Source organism: Streptomyces lanatus (assembly GCF_014655715.1).
In the GTDB taxonomy this organism is placed as follows: domain Bacteria; phylum Actinomycetota; class Actinomycetes; order Streptomycetales; family Streptomycetaceae; genus Streptomyces; species Streptomyces lanatus.
In genome coordinates, this window is sequence record NZ_BNBM01000005.1 from 392,519 (window position 1) to 411,039 (window position 18,521).

At 70.5% G+C, this 18,521-nt stretch carries 18 protein-coding genes; 15 read left to right on the forward strand and 3 right to left on the reverse strand.

Translation table 11 applies throughout. The features are described 5' to 3' along the window. Window positions 1–4: 4 nt before the first annotated feature. Both IE325_RS16645 and IE325_RS16650 read right to left on the reverse strand, forming a co-directional pair. Window positions 5–775 carry a DeoR/GlpR family DNA-binding transcription regulator gene (locus IE325_RS16645; protein WP_190070679.1) on the reverse strand — a complete coding sequence of 257 codons (771 nt, stop codon included), beginning with the start codon at window positions 773–775 and terminating at the stop codon, window positions 5–7. A gap of 260 nt (window positions 776–1,035) precedes the next feature. Continuing rightward, complete coding sequence (locus IE325_RS16650) at window positions 1,036–1,845, reverse strand: NAD-dependent epimerase/dehydratase family protein (RefSeq protein ID WP_190070680.1); 810 nt, start codon at window positions 1,843–1,845, stop codon at window positions 1,036–1,038. A 170-nt stretch (window positions 1,846–2,015) separates the two neighbouring features. Here IE325_RS16650 and IE325_RS16655 point away from each other — a divergent pair, with 170 nt between their 5' ends. After that, window positions 2,016–2,996: a 5-dehydro-4-deoxyglucarate dehydratase gene (locus IE325_RS16655; RefSeq protein WP_190070681.1), complete on the forward strand. Its 981-nt coding sequence runs from the start codon at window positions 2,016–2,018 to the stop codon at window positions 2,994–2,996. Further along, window positions 2,993–4,156, forward strand: coding sequence for a hypothetical protein (locus tag IE325_RS16660; protein WP_190070682.1), 1,164 nt, complete (start codon window positions 2,993–2,995; stop codon window positions 4,154–4,156). Before IE325_RS16655 ends, IE325_RS16660 begins: the two co-directional genes overlap by 4 nt. Here IE325_RS16660 and IE325_RS16665 read toward each other — a convergent pair. Next, a complete protein-coding gene (locus tag IE325_RS16665; protein WP_190070683.1) occupies window positions 4,093–5,334 on the reverse strand; it encodes an MFS transporter in 1,242 nt (413 codons plus the stop codon). The two genes, IE325_RS16660 and IE325_RS16665, sit on opposite strands and share 64 nt — an antisense overlap. Window positions 5,335–5,580: 246 nt before the next feature. Here IE325_RS16665 and IE325_RS16670 point away from each other — a divergent pair, with 246 nt between their 5' ends. The 13 genes from IE325_RS16670 (at window position 5,581) to IE325_RS16730 (ending at window position 18,521) form a co-directional block, all read left to right on the forward strand. Next, the gene (locus IE325_RS16670; protein WP_190070684.1) at window positions 5,581–6,195 is read left to right on the forward strand and encodes a TOPRIM nucleotidyl transferase/hydrolase domain-containing protein; all 615 of its coding nucleotides are present in this window, start codon (window positions 5,581–5,583) and stop codon (window positions 6,193–6,195) included. Between the two features lie 120 nt (window positions 6,196–6,315). Further along, the gene (locus IE325_RS16675) at window positions 6,316–6,750 is read left to right on the forward strand and encodes a DUF6010 family protein (RefSeq protein ID WP_190070685.1); all 435 of its coding nucleotides are present in this window, start codon (window positions 6,316–6,318) and stop codon (window positions 6,748–6,750) included. A 59-nt stretch (window positions 6,751–6,809) separates the two neighbouring features. Then, window positions 6,810–7,400 (forward strand): TIGR03086 family metal-binding protein, encoded by a 591-nt coding sequence (locus IE325_RS16680; protein ID WP_190070686.1) that lies wholly within the window; start codon window positions 6,810–6,812, stop codon window positions 7,398–7,400. A gap of 44 nt (window positions 7,401–7,444) precedes the next feature. Further along, window positions 7,445–8,221, forward strand: a complete 777-nt coding sequence (locus IE325_RS16685) for an MBL fold metallo-hydrolase (RefSeq protein WP_373315176.1) — start codon at window positions 7,445–7,447, stop codon at window positions 8,219–8,221. A gap of 123 nt (window positions 8,222–8,344) precedes the next feature. Beyond that, window positions 8,345–9,001 carry a GntR family transcriptional regulator gene (locus tag IE325_RS16690; RefSeq protein ID WP_190070687.1) on the forward strand — a complete coding sequence of 219 codons (657 nt, stop codon included), beginning with the start codon at window positions 8,345–8,347 and terminating at the stop codon, window positions 8,999–9,001. Beyond that, complete coding sequence (locus tag IE325_RS16695) at window positions 8,998–9,909, forward strand: dihydrodipicolinate synthase family protein (protein WP_190070688.1); 912 nt, start codon at window positions 8,998–9,000, stop codon at window positions 9,907–9,909. The genes IE325_RS16690 and IE325_RS16695 overlap by 4 nt, the downstream gene beginning before the upstream one ends. Next, a complete protein-coding gene (araD, locus tag IE325_RS16700; RefSeq protein ID WP_190070689.1) occupies window positions 9,906–11,636 on the forward strand; it encodes an L-arabinonate dehydratase in 1,731 nt (576 codons plus the stop codon). Before IE325_RS16695 ends, araD begins: the two co-directional genes overlap by 4 nt. A 143-nt stretch (window positions 11,637–11,779) precedes the next feature. Beyond that, window positions 11,780–12,715 carry a carbohydrate ABC transporter permease gene (locus IE325_RS16705; protein WP_190070690.1) on the forward strand — a complete coding sequence of 312 codons (936 nt, stop codon included), beginning with the start codon at window positions 11,780–11,782 and terminating at the stop codon, window positions 12,713–12,715. Beyond that, on the forward strand, window positions 12,712–13,611 hold the full coding sequence (locus tag IE325_RS16710) for a carbohydrate ABC transporter permease (protein ID WP_190070691.1): 900 nt from the start codon (window positions 12,712–12,714) through the stop codon (window positions 13,609–13,611). Before IE325_RS16705 ends, IE325_RS16710 begins: the two co-directional genes overlap by 4 nt. After that, entirely contained in the window at window positions 13,608–14,996 is a 1,389-nt protein-coding gene (locus tag IE325_RS16715) for a pectate lyase family protein (protein WP_229911837.1), read from the forward strand. The genes IE325_RS16710 and IE325_RS16715 overlap by 4 nt, the downstream gene beginning before the upstream one ends. Further along, complete coding sequence (locus IE325_RS16720; protein ID WP_229911838.1) at window positions 14,993–16,171, forward strand: Gfo/Idh/MocA family protein; 1,179 nt, start codon at window positions 14,993–14,995, stop codon at window positions 16,169–16,171. The genes IE325_RS16715 and IE325_RS16720 overlap by 4 nt, the downstream gene beginning before the upstream one ends. Further along, entirely contained in the window at window positions 16,171–17,016 is an 846-nt protein-coding gene (locus IE325_RS16725; RefSeq protein WP_190070692.1) for a DUF6807 domain-containing protein, read from the forward strand. Before IE325_RS16720 ends, IE325_RS16725 begins: the two co-directional genes overlap by 1 nt. Then, window positions 17,013–18,521 carry a glycoside hydrolase family 43 protein gene (locus tag IE325_RS16730; RefSeq protein WP_190070693.1) on the forward strand — a complete coding sequence of 503 codons (1,509 nt, stop codon included), beginning with the start codon at window positions 17,013–17,015 and terminating at the stop codon, window positions 18,519–18,521. The genes IE325_RS16725 and IE325_RS16730 overlap by 4 nt, the downstream gene beginning before the upstream one ends.

Consider the following 18,521-nt stretch of genomic DNA (forward strand, 5'->3'; position numbering starts at 1 on the left):
ACTTTCAGACGCGGATGACTTGGGGGCCCAGCAGCGAGTACCGGTGTGCCTCGGCGGCCGGGAGCAGGGTGCTCGTGACGATCGTCTCCAGTGCGCCGATGTCGGCGAACCGGCAGAAGCTGACCGCCCCGAACTTGGTGTGCACGCCCGCGAAAACCGTGCGGCGCGCGGCCCGGATGGCCTGCGCCTTGACCTCGCTGACGGCGGGGTCGGGGGTGGTCAGGCCGTGTTCGCGGGAGATGCCGTTGGCGCCGATGAACGCCAGGTCGATGACGAAGCCGGCCAGCATCTTCGTCGTCCAGTGGTCGACGGTGGCCAGCGTGCCCGACCGTACCCGGCCGCCGAGCAGCAGCACGGAGATGTGCTCCGTCTCGGCGAGCGCGCCCGCGACCGGCAGGGACGCGGTGACCACGGTCAGCGGCCGGTCCATGGGCAGGGCCTCGGCGATGAGCTGCGGGGTGAAGCCCTCGTCGACGAAGACCGTCTCGGCGTCGCCGAGGAGCTCCGCCGCGGCGGACGCGATCCTGCGCTTCTCGGGGACATGGCTGGTGGCGCGGAAGGCGAGCGTCGTCTCGAAGCCGGCGCTCTCCACGGGGTAGGCGCCGCCGTGGGTACGGCGGAGCAGCCCGTGGTCCTCCAGGACCCGCAGATCCCGGCGTACGGTCTCCTTGGCGACGCCCAGCTCGGTGGCGAGCGCGGTGACGTCGACGGAGCCGTCACGGCGTGCGGCCAGCACGATCTCGCGTTGGCGTTCCTCCGCCGTCCTCGTGCTCATACCGACCTCGCCCTTCCGCTTCACTGCCCGTTCGGGCCCGGTGGAGCCCTTGGGGGAAGTTCTACAGCGGGGGTCCGGCAGTGACCAGCTCTGTTGCCGGTTCGATGCTGCCCGCCTGTGCCCGTTCGCCACGCACCGTGCCCGTCTCGGACCTGCGCGATTGTGCCGGGGAAGGTGAGATCGGGCGCGATCGGTGCCCGAATACGCGGCGGGCGGGCCCGTTCGGTGCCCGCCCGCCCTTTCGCGACCGCTCGATTCGGTCAGTACGGCCAGATCGGTGGGTCGCTCACGAAGTGGCCGCCCAGATAGGCGTGCGCGATGTTGTCCGGATCGAGCTCTCCCTGCTCGGCGATCAGCTTCTCGGCGTACGGCTCGGAGTCGTCCCGCGGGTCGTAGCCGAGGGCGCGGGCGGAATCGAGGTCCCACCACAGGCGGGTGTTCGCGGAGGAGCCGTGGACGACCGTGTGCCCGACGTTCTCGGCGGTCAGGCACGCGTGGAAGAGGCGGGCGCCGTCGGCGGGGCTCATCCACACCGAGAGCATGCGCACGCTCGTCGGCTCGGGGAAGCAGGAGCCGATGCGCACGGACACCGTCTCCAGGCCGTACTTGTCCCAGTAGAACTGCGCGAGGTCCTCACCGAAGGACTTGGACAGGCCGTAGAAGGTGTCCGGGCGGCGCGGTGTGTCGATGGGGATGAGCGGGTCGTCCCCCTGCGGCCGGGGTGTGAAGCCCACCGCGTGGTTGGAGGAGGCGAAGACGACACGCCCCACGCCCTCCTCGCGGGCGGCCTCGTACAGGTTGTAGGTGCCCTCGATGTTGGCCTTGAGGATCTTCTCGAAGGGGGCTTCCAGGGAGATGCCCGCCAGGTGGATGATCGCGTAGACACCCCGCACGGCCTCGCGCAGCGCCTCCCGGTCGGCGAGGTCGGCGACGATCGTGTCCGGCTCGCCCTCGATCGGGCGCAGATCGAGCAGCCGCAGCTCATAGCCGTACGCCGGGAGCAGGTCCCGCATCAGGGTGCCGAGCCCGCCGGCGGCGCCGGTGAGCAGAACGGTGCGGGGGGCTGGCATCCTCGGTTCTCCTTGAGTCCAGGACCGTATGCATGCACGCACGGTATTCACATTCATGGACAAGCTAAGGATCAACGACCTTGCTCGTCAAGGGTGGTGCAGCCCATGTTCATAAATATAAACTCTGATCAGGATCCTGTATGTGGTCGTCCTCGTTCTAGGGAGAGCCCGTGACGCCAGCCCCTCTCGCCGCACGCCTCAGCATCCCCGGCGGGCCGCTGTTCTTCCCCGTCACCGCCTACGGCCCCGACGGCTCGGTCGACCTCGACACCTACCGCACCCATGTGCGCCGCGGCGTCGAGGCCGGGGCCGCGGCCGTGTTCGCGTGCTGCGGCACGGGCGAGTTCCACGCCCTCACGCCCGAGGAGTACGAGGCGTGCGTACGGGCCGCCGTAGAGGCCACCGACGGGCGCGTGCCGGTCGTCGCGGGCGCCGGATACGGCACCGCCCTCGCCGTGCGGTACGCGAGGCTCGCCGAGGGCGCCGGCGCGGACGGGCTGCTCGCCATGCCGCCGTATCTCGTCGTCGCCGGCCAGGAGGGGCTGCTGCGGCACTACCGGGAGGTCGCCGCCGCCACCGGGCTGCCCGTGATCGTCTACCAGCGCGACAACGCCGTCTTCACCCCGGACACCGTCGTCGAGCTGGCCCGCACGGACGGGATCATCGGCCTCAAGGACGGTCTCGGCGATCTGGACCTGATGCAGCGGATCATCAGCGCCGTACGCACCGAGGTACCGGGCGACTTCCTCTACTTCAACGGCCTGCCCACCGCCGAGCAGACCCAGCTCGCCTACCGCGCCATCGGCGTCACGCTCTACTCCTCCGCCGTGTTCTGCTTCGTCCCGGACATCGCCCTCGCCTTCTACCGGGCGCTGGAGAGCGGCGACGACACGACCGCGGGCCGCCTCCTGGACGGCTTCTACCGCCCCTTCGTCGAACTGCGCGCCCAGGGCCGCGGGTACGCCGTGGCCCTCGTCAAGGCGGGCGTACGGCTGCGCGGACTGGACGTCGGGGAGGTCCGGCCGCCGCTGCACGAGCCGAGCGAGGATCATGTCAAGCAGCTCGCGCAGGTGATCGAACGCGGCTATGAGCTGCTGGAGAAGGAGCCGGAGCCGGAGGCCGCCAAGGGGAGCCGGGAGGACACCAAGTGAAGGCGTCGACTTTCGTCTATCCCTGGGACGTCAACGGGGACCCGGAGGCACCCGGCAGGATCGCCGCCCTCGGAGTGCGACAGGTGACGCTCGCCGCCGCCTACCACTCCACCCGCGCCCTCACCCCCCGCCACCCGCGCCACCGCATCGTCACCGCCGAGCACGCGGCCGTGCTGTACCCGCCGGACGACCGCTGGAAGGGCCGCGAGCTGCGCCCCTACCCCGCCGGCGACTGGGCACCCGGCGACGCCTACGGCGAGGCCGCCGCCGCGCTGACCGACGCCGGTCTGGAGGTGCACACCTGGGTGGTCCTCGCGCACAACTCCCGCCTCGGCGCCGAGCACCCCGACACCTCGGTCGTCAACGCCTACGGCGACCGCTACCCCTGGGCCCCCTGCATCGCCCAGCCCGCCACGCGCGCGTACCTCGTCGAACTCGCCGCCGAGGCAGCCGTACGGCCCGGAGCGCACGGTACCGAGCTGGAGTCCCTCGGCTGGTACGGACTCCAGCATCTGCACGCCCACGACAAGACCGCCGGGGTGCCGCTCGGGGACGCCGGGCACTACCTGATGGCGCTCTGCTTCTGCCCGACCTGCAAGGAGGGCTACGGCGCCCAGGGCCTGGACCCCGACGAACTGGCCGCCGCCGTACGCGCCGCCCTGGAGCCGCTGTGGCGGCAGACGCAGGACGACGAGGGCTGGGCCGGGGTCGAGAAGCTGCTCGGTGAGCGGACGGCGGCCGCCACGCGCGCGTGGCGCGACGAAACCGCCCGCACCCTCCAGGAGGCGGCCATCACCTCGGTCCGGGCAGCCGCACCCGACGGCTTCCAGGTCCTGCTGCACGCCGACCCGGTGACCCACCACGTCGGCGCGAACCCCGGAGTCGACCCCGCGCACATCCTGTCCGTCGCGGACGGCGTGGTCGTGCCCTGCGCGGGCGGCCCCGGCCTGCTCACACCCTTCGCCGAACAGGAGCGTTCGGGGGCGGTCATCGCCGCCAACCTCGGCGCGGTCTCCGGGATGGGCGGCAGTCCCGGCACCCTGGCGTCGGACGCGGCACGCGCGCGTGAGCTCGGCGCCACCGAGATCCGGCTCTATCACGCGGGGTTGGCGTCGGACGGCGACCTGGTGGCGGTACGGGAGGGACTCGCCGCGCTCTGAAGCAGCGGTACGGCGGTCAGCAGCCACACCAGGCCCAGCACGGCCAGCAGAAGCCGTACGTCGACCAGTTCGACCAGCGCCGCACCCGCCGCGAGGCCGACGACGTTGGGCGTGAACACGAGCGTGTTGGCCGTGGCGGCGGTACGGCCCAGCAGCGCGTCCGGGGTCTCACGCTGTACGGCCGTGAGCGCGGCGATCAGGACGCAGGGCAGCCCCGCGCCGATCGCCGCGCTGCACACCAGGGCCACCGGGTCGGACGGAATCGCGCGCAGCCCCGCGGCGACGGCCGTCACGGCGATGCCGTACGCGGCGAAACGGCGCTCACCGAGGCGGCGCAGCGCCGGGCCGGAGAGCAGCCCGATCGCCACCGAACCGGCGCCCTGCACGGCGTACAGCACACCGGCGTACGCCGGGGCGCGCCCGAGGCGGTCGATGACGGCGTAGCTCAGCGCACCGCTGAGCCCGGCGCACAGCATGGTGGTGCCGCCGGCCAGGACGAGCGGTCGCAGCCGGGGGTGTCGCCACAGATAGCGGGCGCCCTCGGCGGTCTGCTCCCGCCAGCCGCCGGCCGGCGGCTCGGGCCGGCTCTCGCGCACCCGCAGGGCCGCGTACAGGCCGGTCGCCAGCACGAACGTGACGGCGTCGAGCAGGGCGACATGCCCGCCGCCGTACGCCGCGTAGATGCCCGCGCCGGCCAGCGGGGCGAGGAGCTTCATGCCCTCGTTGGCGGTCATGCGCAGCCCGTTGAAGTCGCCGAGCAAGGAAGCGGGGACGGCGCCCGCGACGAGCGCCGACTCGGCGGCGTCATGCACGACCCCCGCGGCGCCGTACACGAACAGGACCGCGAACAGCAGCCACACCCGGTCCGCGGAGTCGACGACGAACAGGGTTGGCAGCAGCGCGGCCAGAAGCAGATTCATGCCGATCAGCAGGGGCTTGCGGCGGACGCGGTCGGCCAGCGTGCCGAGGAGCGGGCCGGCCAGGGTGGGCGCCCACATGGCGAGCATGCACAGCGCGGCCAGGCCGTCGGAGCCGGTGAGGTCCTTCACCCATACGCCGGAGGCCAGCCACAACGCGGAGGTACCGAAGCCGGAGACCACGACTCCGGCGAGGTAGAGGCCGGCGTTGCGATTGCGGAGGACGCGGGGGAGTGCCCAGGTGGTGGTGGTCGTCGTCATGCCTGGTCACTGTGCGGCTAAGGAGGGGGGTCGGGGATCGGGTATGTGCCTTAGATGCCTTAGAAGGTGGCCTGTGTGGGGTGCGGCTATGTGGGGTGCGGGTGTGTGAGCTGCGCCCGTGTGGCCTGGACCTATGTGGCGTAGACCCATGTGGCGTGGACCTATATGGGCTGCACCTGCATCGGACATCGGACACCGGAAGAAATTGCCTGGCGTGGTGGCCGGAAGCGGGCGGAGACTCGATCTGTGGCGGACATGGGGGCGTTTCGGGAAGCGGTCGTCGAGTGGGCGGCCGGGGGCTCGGATGACCTGGCACGGGAGTTGGCCGAGCGGCTGCCTGTGCGGACGGTCGTTCTGCTCGAAGGGCCGAGCGATGTCGCGGCGGTCGATGCGCTGGCCGCGCGCCGGGGCCGGAATCTCGCGGCCGAGGGGGTCTGTGTGCTGCCGATGGGCGGCGCCATGAGCGTCGGGCGGTTCGCCGGCATGCTGGGGCCGTCCGGCCTGGGCCTGCGGCTGACGGGGCTGTGCGACGAGAGGGAGCGTCCCTTTTACGCCCGTGGCCTGGAGCGGGCCGGTGCGGAGCAGGAGTTCTTCGTCTGCGCGGCCGATCTGGAGGACGAGCTGATCCGCGCGCTGGGTGTGACACGAGTGGCGGAACTGGTCCGGGCCGAGGGCGAACTGCGCGGCCTCCAGACCTTTCAGCGCCAGCCCGCGCAACAGGGCCGCACTTCGCAACAGCAATTGCGCCGCTTCCTCGGCACAAGGGCAGGGCGCAAGATCCACTACGGCCGCATTCTCGTCGAGGCCCTCGACCCGGACCGCGTACCCGCCCCGCTCGACGAGCTGTTCGCCTGCCTCTGAGGGGGCGGTGAGGCTCGGCGGGAATCCGTTGGAAGCTGTCGATTCAGCCACTGGGGTGCGCGAGGGCCCGGCCATAGCGTGGTGAGCCGACCAAGCAGCCCATCGGAAAAGGCACTTCCCATGCAATACGTCGCGCCGATCGGCGTCGGTCTCCTCTACGCCTTCCTGATGTCCCTGATCCGAGAGCCGCACCGGCGGCGCTTCAACGCGATCATGGTCGCCGGGGCGGGTGCCGCCTATCTCAGCGGCGGTGGTCTGGGCGGCTGGGAGTTCGCGTTCACCGTGGTGGCCACCTATGTCGCCTACCGCGGCCTGGAGTCATGGACCTTCATCGGCATCGCCTGGCTACTGCACACCGCGTGGGACATCGTCCACCACATCAAGGGCAACCCGATCATCCCCTTCCTCCACACGTCCTCCCTGGGCTGCGCGATCTGCGACCCGGTGATCGCGCTGTGGTGCTTCGCGGGCGGGAAGACGCCGAGGGAACTGGTGGAGTGGGGAATACCGAGGGAGAGCGAGATCCATCCGAGATCCGCCCCGCACCACCGATGAGTTTCACCCCCACACCCGGTCCACCCTCCAGGAAGAGATCCCTGAGGAGGCTCCCGCCCATGACCGACACGACCCTCGACCTCGGGCCGCAGACCCAGGTCGTCGCCCGCCTCGCCGCAGCCGTCGCCGACGAGCAGCTCTCGGCGCCGACGCCCTGCCCCGACCTGGCGGTGCGCAATCTGCTGGGCCATCTGCTCGGCCTGTCCGTCGCCTTCCGTGACGCCGGTCGCAAGGATCTGGGTGCCACGACCGACACCAGCCCGGAGGCCGCCGTACCGGACATCGCCCCCGGCTGGCGCGAGGAGCTGCCCAAGGTGCTCGACGAACTGGCCGAGGCCTGGCGTGCCCCGGACGCCTGGACCGGAATGACCCGCGCGGGCGGTGTCGACCTGCCCGGTGCGGTGGCGGCCGCCGTGGCCGCGGACGAGCTGGTGATCCACGCCTGGGACCTGGCCGTGGCCACGGGACAGCGGTACAGCCCGGACCCGGCCGCCCTCCAGGCGTCGTACGACTTCCTGCGCGCCGCCGCCGACGCCGGCGACCGGGGCGGCGGCATCTTCGGCCCGGTCGTCCCGGTACCGGACGAGGCACCCCTGCTCGACCGCGCGGTGGGCCTGAGCGGCCGGGATCCGGGGTGGCGGCAGCCGTAGAACGCGGGTGCGAGCCGGCGCACGGCCTGCATACGCTGCCGTCCATGCCCGCCACACCCATGCCCTCCCTGCCCCTCACCCTCACCGTCCTCGGCACCGCCTCCCCGCACCCGCGGCCCGATCGCCCCTGTTCCGGGTATCTGGTGCGCGGTGGCGGCGCCGAGGTGTGGGTGGACGCGGGGACCGGGAGCTTCGCGGAGTTGCAGCGGCACACCGATCCCGCGCGGATCGACGCGATCTGGATCTCGCATCTGCACGCCGACCACTGCGCCGATCTCCTGGCGGCGTTCTATGGATTGGCGTACGGAGGGCTCACTCCCGTCGCACCCGTCCCGGTGTACGCCCCGCAAGGCTGCGCCGAGCGTCTCGCGGGGTTCTTCGGGCGGCCCGACGCCGGGTTTCTGAGTGACGTCTTCCTCTTCCAGCCGCTGTGTGACGGGCATCGCGTCCAGCACGGTGACCTGCTGCTCACCTCACGTGCCGTGGTGCACGACGTCGAGGCGTACGGGGTGCGGATCGAGAGCGGTGGACGGGTGCTCGCGTACTCGGGGGACAGCGGTCCCTGTCCCGAGCTCACCGAACTCGCCCGTGACGCCGACCTGTTCCTGTGCGAGGCCGACATCGACGCACATCGCGATGGCGAACAGGTGCATCTGACGCCCGAGGACGCCGGAATCACGGCCCGGCGAGCCGGCGTACGGCAGCTCGTCGTCACGCATGTCGGGCCCACGCTCACCCCGGAGACGGCGACCCTCCGTGCCGCCGCGGCCTTCGGCGGACCCACCGGCACCGCGCGCGAAGGTCAGGCGCTGCCCGTCTGACGTTCCCACCAGGAACCTCAACTTCCTTTTGTCAGAAGCATTGACGAAACACAGGGCCCCTCCTACCTTCATCGCGTCGTACTTCGTACGTCATATATGAGACGCGATATCCGAGAGGCGCGCATGACCTCTGTGCCCACGCCGATCCCCTCGCGCACGCAGTTCGTGCTGGAGGAGATCAAACGCCGCATCCTCACCGGGCAGTTGACGCCTGGTCAGGCCCTGGTCGAGACCGATCTCGCCGCGCAGTTCGGGGTGTCGAAGACCCCGGTGCGCGAGGCGCTCAAGACGCTCGCCGGGACCGGGCTGGTCGTGATGAGCCAGTACAAGGGCGTCACGGTGCGCATGGTGGACGCGGACATGGCGCGCGAGATCTACGACGTGCGGTTGCTCCTCGAACCCGAGGCGCTCCGGCGGGCGGTGCGACGCGGTGCCTCCCTGGCCGCCGCCCGTGACGCGCTGACCCGCGCCGACGCCGCCACCGACACCGCCGAACGCTCCCTCGCCAACCGGGAGTTCCACCGCGCCCTGTATCTGCCGTGCGGCAACCCGCTGCTCGGCCGGATGCTCGACGAGGTCCGCGACCAGGCGGCCCTCGTCTCCGCCGTCGCCTGGGCCGCCTCCCCCTCCTGGGACCGCGAGGCCGGCGAGCACCGGGAGATCCTGCGGCTGGCGCTCGAAGGGGACGCCGACAGCGCGGCCCGCGCCCTGCATGCCCATATCGCGTCCTTCGTCGAGCGAGCGTTCCCCGAGGCAGCGGACCAGGAAGGTCAGGAATGAGCGGCATGACGTTCGAGACCGAGCGGACGGCCCTGGCCGACGTGGTGGCGATCCCGGTGACACCGTTCGCCGAGGACGGACGCGTGGACCAGGACGCCCACCGTGCTCTGCTGCGTCGGCTGCTCGACGGGGGCGTCACCACGCTCACCCCCAACGGCAACACCGGCGAGTTCTACACCCTCACTCCCCAAGAACGCCGCCTCGTCACCGAGTTGACCGTCGACGAGGTCGGCGACCGCGCCGCCATCCTCGTCGGCGTCGGCCACGACGTGCCCACCGCCGTCGCGTCCGCGCTGCACGCCCGTGAGCTCGGCGTCCGGATGGTGATGGTCCATCAGCCCGTCCACCCCTACGTCTCCCAGAGCGGCTGGGTCGACTACCACCGCGCCATCGCCGCCGCCGTGCCCGACCTCGGCGTCGTGCCGTACATCCGCAACGCCCAGCTCAGCGGCACGCGGCTGGCCGAACTCGCCGACGACTGCCCGAACGTCATCGGCGTGAAGTACGCCGTCCCGGACGCCGCCAAGTTCGCCGCCTTCGCGCGGGACGCGGGCCTGGAGCGCTTCGTCTGGGTCGCCGGGCTCGCCGAGCCGTACGCGCCCTCCTACTTCTCGGCCGGCGCCACCGGCTTCACCTCGGGGCTCGTGAACGTCGCACCGTCCGTTTCGCTGAACATGATCGAAGCGCTTCGATCCGGCGACTACCCGGCCGCGATGAAGGTCTGGGAGCAGATCCGCCGCTTCGAAGAGCTGCGCGCCGCCAACGGCTCCGCCAACAACGTCACCGTCGTCAAGGAGGCCCTCGCCTCACTGGGCCTGTGCCGCCGCGACGTACGCCCGCCCAGTCGGGAACTCCCCGAGGACGAGCGTGCCGAGGTCGCCGCCATCGCCGCCGGGTGGTCGATATGACCGACAGAAAGCGTCCCGAGGAGCTTCGGAGCCATCAGTGGTACGGCACCGAGGGGCAGCTGCGCACCTGGTCGCACAACGCCCGTATGCGGCAACTCGGTTACGAGGCCGAGGAGTACCGGGGCCGTCCGGTGATCGCCGTCCTCAACACCTGGTCCGACATCAACCCCTGCCACGTCCATCTGCGGGAGCGGGCCGAGGCGGTCAAGCGGGGGGTGTGGCAGGCCGGGGGTTTCCCGCTCGAATTCCCGGTCGCCACGCTCTCGGAGACGTACCAGAAGCCGACCCCGATGCTCTACCGCAACCTCCTCGCCATGGAGACGGAGGAGTTGCTGCGGTCGTATCCGATAGACGCGGCGGTGCTGCTCGGCGGCTGTGACAAGTCCACCCCTGCGCTGCTGATGGGCGCCTCCTCGGCCGACGTTCCGTCGATCTTCGTGCCCGCGGGGCCGATGCTGCCGGGGCACTGGCGCGGCGAGACCCTCGGGTCCGGCACCGACATGTGGAAGTACTGGGACGAGCACCGCGCCGGCAATCTGACCGACTGTGAACTCCGGGAACTCCAGGGCGGGTTGGCCCGTTCGCCCGGCCACTGCATGACCATGGGCACCGCCTCCACGATGACCGCGGCGGCCGAGGCCCTCGGCATGACCCTGCCGGGCGCCTCCGCGATCCCGGCCGTCGACTCCGGGCACGAGCGGATGGCGGCGGCGTCCGGGCGGCGTGCCGTGGAGCTGGCCTGGACGGGGCTGAAGCCGTCCGAGATCCTCACCCGCGACGCCTTCGAGGACGCCGTCACCACGGTGCTCGGGCTCGGCGGCTCCACCAACGCGGTCATCCATCTGATCGCGATGGCGGGACGCGCGGGCATCAAGCTCACCCTCGACGACTTCGACCGGATCGCCCGTACCGTGCCGGTGCTGGCCAACGTCCGGCCCGGCGGACAGACGTACCTCATGGAGGACTTCTACTTCGCCGGCGGCCTGCCCGCCTTCCTCTCCCGGATCACCGACCTGCTCCACCTGGACCGGCCGACCGTGAACGGCACGCTGGGGGAGCAGCTCGAAGGTGCCGTCGTCCACAACGACGACGTCATCCGCACCCGCGAGAACCCGGTCGCCGACGAGGGCGGGGTCGCCGTGCTGCGCGGCAACCTCTGCCCGGACGGCGCCGTCATCAAGCACATCTCCGCCGAGCGGCACCTGCTCAAGCACACCGGCCGCGCGGTCGTCTTCGACGACTACAAGACCATGCAGCGCACCATCAACGACCCGTCGCTGAACATCACCGCCGACAGTGTGCTGGTGCTGCGCAACGCCGGACCCAAGGGCGGTCCGGGCATGCCCGAGTACGGCATGCTGCCGCTGCCCGACCATCTGCTGAAGCAGGGGGTGCGGGACATGGTGCGGATCTCCGACGCCAGGATGAGCGGCACGAGTTACGGCACGTGTGTGCTGCACGTGGCGCCCGAGTCGTACATCGGCGGACCGCTCGCCCTCGTGCGCACCGGGGACCTGATCACCCTGGACGTCGCGGCACGCACCCTTCAACTCGACGTGGACGACGAGGAGTTGGAGCGGCGCAGGGCCGAGTGGGCGCCGCCGCCCGCACGGTACGAGCGGGGCTACGGCGCGCTCTACAACGAACAGATCACCCAGGCCGACACCGGCTGCGACTTCGAGTTCCTCGCACGGCCCGGCAAGGTGCAGGACCCGTACGCCGGTTGAACCAAGCCTCGGCCCAAGCCTCCCCTTTGGTCGAGATCCCGAACGATGATCGGAAAGCGCTTCACCGAGAACGGTTCCACCGAGAACGGCTTCACCGAGAACGGCTTCACCGAGAACGGCTTCACCGAGAACGGAGAACAGTCATGGCCCAAGCCGCAGCCGTGGCGAAACCGCCCGCGCCACCCCGGCGGCGCCGTGCCTCCGCGACCCCGCGCAGGCTCCCGTATCTGCTGATCGCCCCGGCGGCCCTGCTCATGCTGGGCTTCATCGCCTACCCGGTCATCAGCGTCTTCTACTACAGCCTGCAGGAGTACAACCCCACCAAGCCCTGGCGGAACGGCTTCGCCGGCTTCGACAACTTCGTCCACGCCTTCACCGACGACCCGCTGTTCTGGGACACCCTGGTCTTCAGCGCCAAGTGGGTGTTCGTCGAGGTCGGCCTCCAACTGCTGCTCGGGCTCGCGCTGGCGCTGATCGTCAACCAGACGTTCGCGGGGCGGGCGCTGGGCCGGGCGCTCGTGTTCTCCCCGTGGGCGGTGTCCGGGGTGCTGACCTCGGCGATCTGGGTGCTGCTCTACAACTCCCAGACGGGCATCACCCGTTACCTCGCCGACGCCGGCATCGGCTCCTACGGCACCAGCTGGCTGTCGGACACCTCCACCGTCTTCCCGGCGGCGATCGTCGCCGACCTCTGGCGCGGCGTGCCCTTCTTCGCGATCCTCATCCTCGCCGACCTCCAGTCCGTCTCCAAGGACCTGTACGAGGCGGCCGAGGTCGACGGGGCCAGCCGGATCAAGCAGTTCTGGCACATCACACTGCCCCACCTCAAGGACGCGATCGTGCTGTCCACGCTGCTGCGCGCTGTGTGGGAGTTCAACAACGTCGACCTGCTCTACACCCTGACCGGCGGCGGCCCGGCGGGAGTCACCACGACCCTGCCGCTGTACATCGCCAACACCAGCGTCGACGCCCACAACTTCGGCTACGCGTCTGCCCTGACCACGGTCGCGTTCGTGATTCTGCTCTTCTGCTCGATGGTCTATCTGCGGCTGAGCAAGTTCGGAGGTGAGGACAAGTGAGCGTGAAGGAAGCGACGAAGGTTGAGCCGGCGCCTATGCGTGCCGCCGCTTTTGAATCGCCGGGCGCGAGGAAGCGGAGGCGTTCCTGGGACGAGGTGCCGCGCTGGCAGATCTATCTCCCGCTGTCGATCTACCTCGTCTTCACCCTCATCCCCTTCTACTGGATCCTGCTGTTCTCGCTGCGTCCGGCCGGGTCGACCTCGCTCGTGCCGTGGCCGATGACCTTCGACCACTTCGAGAAGGTCTGGACGGAGCGGGCCTTCGGGACGTACTTCCAGAACAGTGTGCTGGTCGGCGTCGTCACCTTGCTGATGACGACCCTGGTCGCCCTGGCCGGTGGCTACGCCCTCGCGCGCTTCAACTTCAAGGTCAAGCGGGCGTTCATGCTCGCCCTGCTCTGCTCGCAGTTCGTGCCGGGCGCGCTGCTGCTGGTGCCGTTGTTCGAGATCTTCGCCGAGCTGCAGATGATCAACTCGCTGGGCAGCGTCATCATCGCGGAGACGGTGTTCCAGTTGCCGTTGTCGATGATCCTGATCAGCAACTTCATCAAGAACGTGCCGTACTCCCTGGAGGAGGCGGCCTGGGTCGACGGCTGCAACCGGTTCACGGCCTTCCGGATCATCGTCCTGCCGCTGCTGCGGCCCGGTCTGATCGCCGTCGGCTCCTTCGCCTTCGTGCACTCCTGGAACCACTTCCTGTTCGCCCTGATGTTCCTCAACAACCAGGAGAAGCAGACCATCCCGGTCGGGCTCAACACCTTGATGGGCGCGGACAGTGTGGATCTGGGGGCGTTGGCAGCGGGCGGGATCATCGCGGCCGTGCCGGTTGTGATCGTGTTCGCGTTCATTCAGAAGTGGCTGATCACGGGGTTCAGCGCCGGGGCGGTGAAGGGATGAGGGTCCGTCAGATCGGCCTGGTCACTGTGTTGTTGCCGGTGCTCTTCGTTGGAAGTGGCGCGATGGGTGGTCGGTCGTCTGCTGCGCCGTCGGGGCTGGTCGCGCCCCGCGGCGGAGCCGCATATGGATACAGTCCCGCGCCCCTTAAGGGCGATGCCCCTCTCGGCGATATCAGTCGCGAGACCCTTTCCCTCAACGACGGCTGGGCATCCGCCGACGGTGGTACCACGGGGGGTTCCACCGCAGACGACGCCCATGTCTTCACCGTACGAAATCGCAATGAGCTCGTCCGGGCCCTCGACGGTGGCAGCGCCACGCCGAAGATCATCAAGGTCACCGGCACCATCGACGCCAACACCGACGACGCCGGCGACCACCTGGACTGCGCCGACTACGCCACCGACGGCTACAGCACCCCCAAGTACCTGGCCGCCTACGACCCCCGCACCTGGGGCTCAGCCAAGCCCAGCGGTCCGCAGGAAGAGGCCCGTCAGGCCTCGGCCGCCCGGCAGGCCGAGCGGATCGAGTTGGCCGTCGGGTCCAACACCACCATCGTGGGACTCGGCGACAAGGCCGTACTGAAGGGCGCCAGCCTCCAGCTCAGGGGCGCGGACAACGTCATCGTCCGCAACCTCGAACTCCGCGACGCCTACGACTGCTTCCCTGTGTGGCAGCCCAACACAGGCGGCCTCGGCGACTGGAAGACGGCGTACGACAACATATGGCTGCGCGGCGCCACACATGTGTGGATCGACCATGTGAGCCTGAGTGACAAGGGGCACCCGGACCATGGGGAGCCCACCTACTTCGGCCGCAACTACCTCCGCCACGACGGTCTGCTCGACATCACCAACGCCTCCGACCTGGTCACCGTCTCCTGGAGCCGGTTCGCCGACCACGACAAGGCGATGCTGATCGGCAACGGCGACACGGCCACCGGTGATCGCGGCAAGCTCCGGGTCACCCTGCACCACAACGAGTTCGAGTCCGTCGTCCAGCGGGCACCGCGCGTGCGCTTCGGGCAGGTGCACCTCTACAACAACCGGTACGTCGTCCCGGCCGACGCCCACGACTATCGCTACTCCCTCGGCGTGTCGACCGAGTCCGCGATCTACGCCGAGAACAACGCCTTCCACACCCCCGGCCACATCGAGGTCGCCGACCTGGTCAAGAGCTGGAACGGCACCGCGCTCCATCAGTCCGGCACCCTCTTCAACGGCTATCCGGTGGACCTGCTCGCCATCTACAACGCCTACAACTCCGGCAGCGAGCGCGACCTCACGGCCGACGTCGGCTGGACACCTACCCTGCACACAAAGATCGACAGCGCCGAGGCCGCCGACCGAGCGGTGGACCGGGGCGCGGGCGCAGGGAGGATCCCATGAGCACTGCCGTACCCATGAACACCGCCGTACCCATCGTGCTGGCCGGAGCGCGCGGCCATGGCCACTGGCATCTCGACAACATCCGCCGGCTCCAGGACAAGGGGATCGTCCGTCTTGCGGGGATCTGCGAGCTGACCCCGCTGACGGAACAGGAGATCCCCGAGGGCCTCGGGACGCCGGAGCAGTCCGCCGACTTCGGCGCCCTCCTCGACTCCACCGGCGCCCGGATCGCGGTGATCTGCACCCCGATCCCGACCCACACCGACCTCGCCCTGACGGCCGCGCGCAAGGGCGTGCACCTGCTCCTGGAGAAGCCGCCCGCCCCGTCGTACGCCGAGTTCCGGCGGATGGCCGACGGGGTCGCCGAGGCCCGGGTCGCCTGTCAGATCGGCTTCCAGTCGCTCGGATCGCACGCCGTGCCCGCGATCCGGACGCTGATGGCGGAGGGCGCGATCGGTGAGATCGTCGGTATCGGCGGGGCCGGTGCGTGGGCGCGACCCGAGGCCTATTACCGGCGCGCGCCATGGGCCGGCAAGCGCAGGCTCAACGGCGTCGACGTCATCGACGGGGCCCTCACCAACCCCCTCGCACACGCCGTCGCCACCGCGCTCGCCCTCGGCGGCACCACCCACGCCGACGACGTCACCGGCATCGAGACCGAACTCTTCCGCGCCAACGACATCGAGTCCGACGACACCTCCTGCGTCCGCGTCACCACGGCCCAGGCCGACCGCCCAGTCGTCGTCGCCGCGACGCTGTGCGCCGAGGACCCCGACGAACCGTATGTCGTCGTGCACGGCGAACAGGGCCGGATCACCTTCTGGTACAAGCAGGACCGCGTCCTGCTCCAGCGCGCGGGGCGGGGGCCCGAGGAGTTCGAGTACGGCCGTACGGACCTGCTGGAGAACCTGGTCGAGCACCTCACCGACGGCACCGACCTGCTGGTCACGCCCGATATGACCGGCGCTTTCATGAGGGTCGTTGAAGCGATTCGACTGGCCCCCGACCCGGCCCCGCTGCCCCCAGCCGCCTGGCGCCCGCTTCCCGATGAGCGGCGCCGCGTCGTCCCCGGCATCGACGGCCTGGTCGCCGCCGCCGCCGACACCCTCGCCCTCTACTCCGAGCTGGGCGCCCCCTGGGCCGACCCGGCACGAACGAAAGAGGTGAGCACCTGATGACTCCCCCCGACACCGCGGTGCTGCGCGTCGCGGGCCGACCGGTCGGCCGGTACGTCACCCGGCCCGAACTGCCTCCCCGGCTCGCCCCGCGCCCGTATCTGCACCCGGTCACCACCCTGGCCGGCACGGCGGTCACCGAACTCAGCCCTGCCGACCACATACACCACCTCGGCGTCGGTGTCGCCGTTCCCGACGTCGAGGGGTCCAACTTCTGGGGCGGACGCACCTATGTCCGCGACCAGGGCCCGACCGAGCTCGACAACCACGGCGCCCAGCGGCACACCACCTTCCAACTGCGCGACCCCGACGGCTTCGTCGAGGAACTGCGCTGGGTGGCGTCCGGCGCCGAGCTGCTGCGCGAGCGCCGCACCGTCGCCGCCACCGAACTCACCCGGTTCGCCTGGGCACTGGACTTCACCTTCTCCCTCACCAACGTCACCTCCGGCCCCCTCTCCATCGGCAGCCCCGCCACCAACGGCCGCCCCGGCGCGGCATACGGCGGCTTCTTCTGGCGGGCCCGCAAGGAGGCGTCGGCGCCGGAGGTGTTCACCGTCGACAGGGAAGGTGAGGATGCGATCCACGGCACCGTCGCCCCCTGGGTGGCGCTCACCGGCTCCACCTGGACCCTGATCTTCGCCGGGGCCACCGAACAGACCCGCCGCGACCCGTGGTTCGTGCGCGCCACCGAGTACCCCGGCGTCGGCTCCTCCCTCGCCGTCGACGCGCGGCTGCCGATCCCGCCCGGCGAGACCGCCGTACGCCGCATCGTCACCGTGGTCGCCGACGGCCGTATCAGCAGGCTGGAAGCGGCGTCCCTGGTCCGCAAGGCGGTGAGCCCGTGACCGGCGAGACATACACGAACCCCGTCCTCGACGCCGACTGGTCCGACCCCGACGTCGTCCGCGTCGGCGACGACTTCTACCTCACCGCCTCCAGCTTCGGCCGCGCCCCGGGCCTGCCTCTGCTGCACTCCCGCGACCTGGTGAACTGGACGCTGGTCGGCCATGCCCTGCAACGCCTGGAGCCGGAGGGCGAGTTCACCTCGCCGCGCCACGACTGCGGAGTCTGGGCGCCGTCCCTCCGGCACCACCACGACCGCTTCTGGATCTTCTGGGGCGACCCCGACCAGGGCATCTTCCAGGTCAACGCCCCCGAGATCCGCGGCCCCTGGACCAAGCCCCGTCTGGTGAAGGCCGGCAAGGGCCTGATCGACCCCTGCCCCCTCTGGGACGACGAGACCGGCGAGGCGTACCTCGTACACGCCTGGGCCAAGTCCCGCTCCGGCGTCAAGAACCGGCTCACCGGCCACCGGATGCACCCCGACGGCACCGAACTCCTCGACGACGGCAAGGTCATCGTCGACGGGGACCGGATCCCCGGCTGGTTCACCCTCGAAGGGCCCAAGCTGTATCGGCACGACGGCTGGTTCTGGATCCTCGCGCCCGCCGGGGGAGTGGAGACCGGCTGGCAGGGCGCCTTCCGCTCGCGCGGGTTCTTCGGGCCGTACGACGAGAGGATCGTCCTCGAACAGAAGGACACCGACGTCAACGGACCGCACCAGGGCGGCTGGGTGCGCACCCCGTCCGGTGAGGACTGGTTCCTGCACTTCCAGCAGAAGGGCGCGTACGGCCGTGTCGTCCACCTCCAGCCGATGCGCTGGGGCGCCGACGGCTGGCCGGTGCTCGGCGACGACGGCGCTCCCGTCGCCGTACACCGCACCCCCGGCCTGCCGCCGCAGCCGCCCGCCGCGCCGGCCACCGACGACGACTTCCCCGGCGGACGCTTCGGACGACAGTGGTCCTGGACCGCCAACCCGCAGGACGGCTGGGCCACCCAGCACTCCGGCGACGGTCTGAAACTGGCCTGCGTGCGCCATGCCGACGCCCACGACCTGCGCCGACTGCCGAGCATCCTCACCCAGCGACTGCCGGGCACGCCATCCGCGGTGGAGGTCGAGCTGCGGCTGGACGGCGAGGAGCCGGGGGCGCGGGCGGGGCTCGCGGTGCTCGGGGACGCGTTCGGCTGGATCGGGCTCCAGCGCGGCACGGACGGGGCGGTGCATGTCGTGCACCGGTTCGCGGAGGCCGTCGCGGAGAAGGAACGGGACGCCGATCACGCACGCCTCGCGCCCGAGGGACGGGTGCGGCTGCGGATCGAGATCGGGGCCGGGGCGCGGTGCCGGTTCTTCTACGACGTCGGTGACGGCCCGCGTGCCTCGGGACCGGTGTTCGCCGCCACGCCGTGGCGCTGGGTCGGCGCCCTGCTGGGCCTGTTCGCCCTCGCTCCCGCCGGTCCGGGACATGCCGGTGCGGCGACCTTCACGCAGTTCAGGATCAGCGCCCTGTAA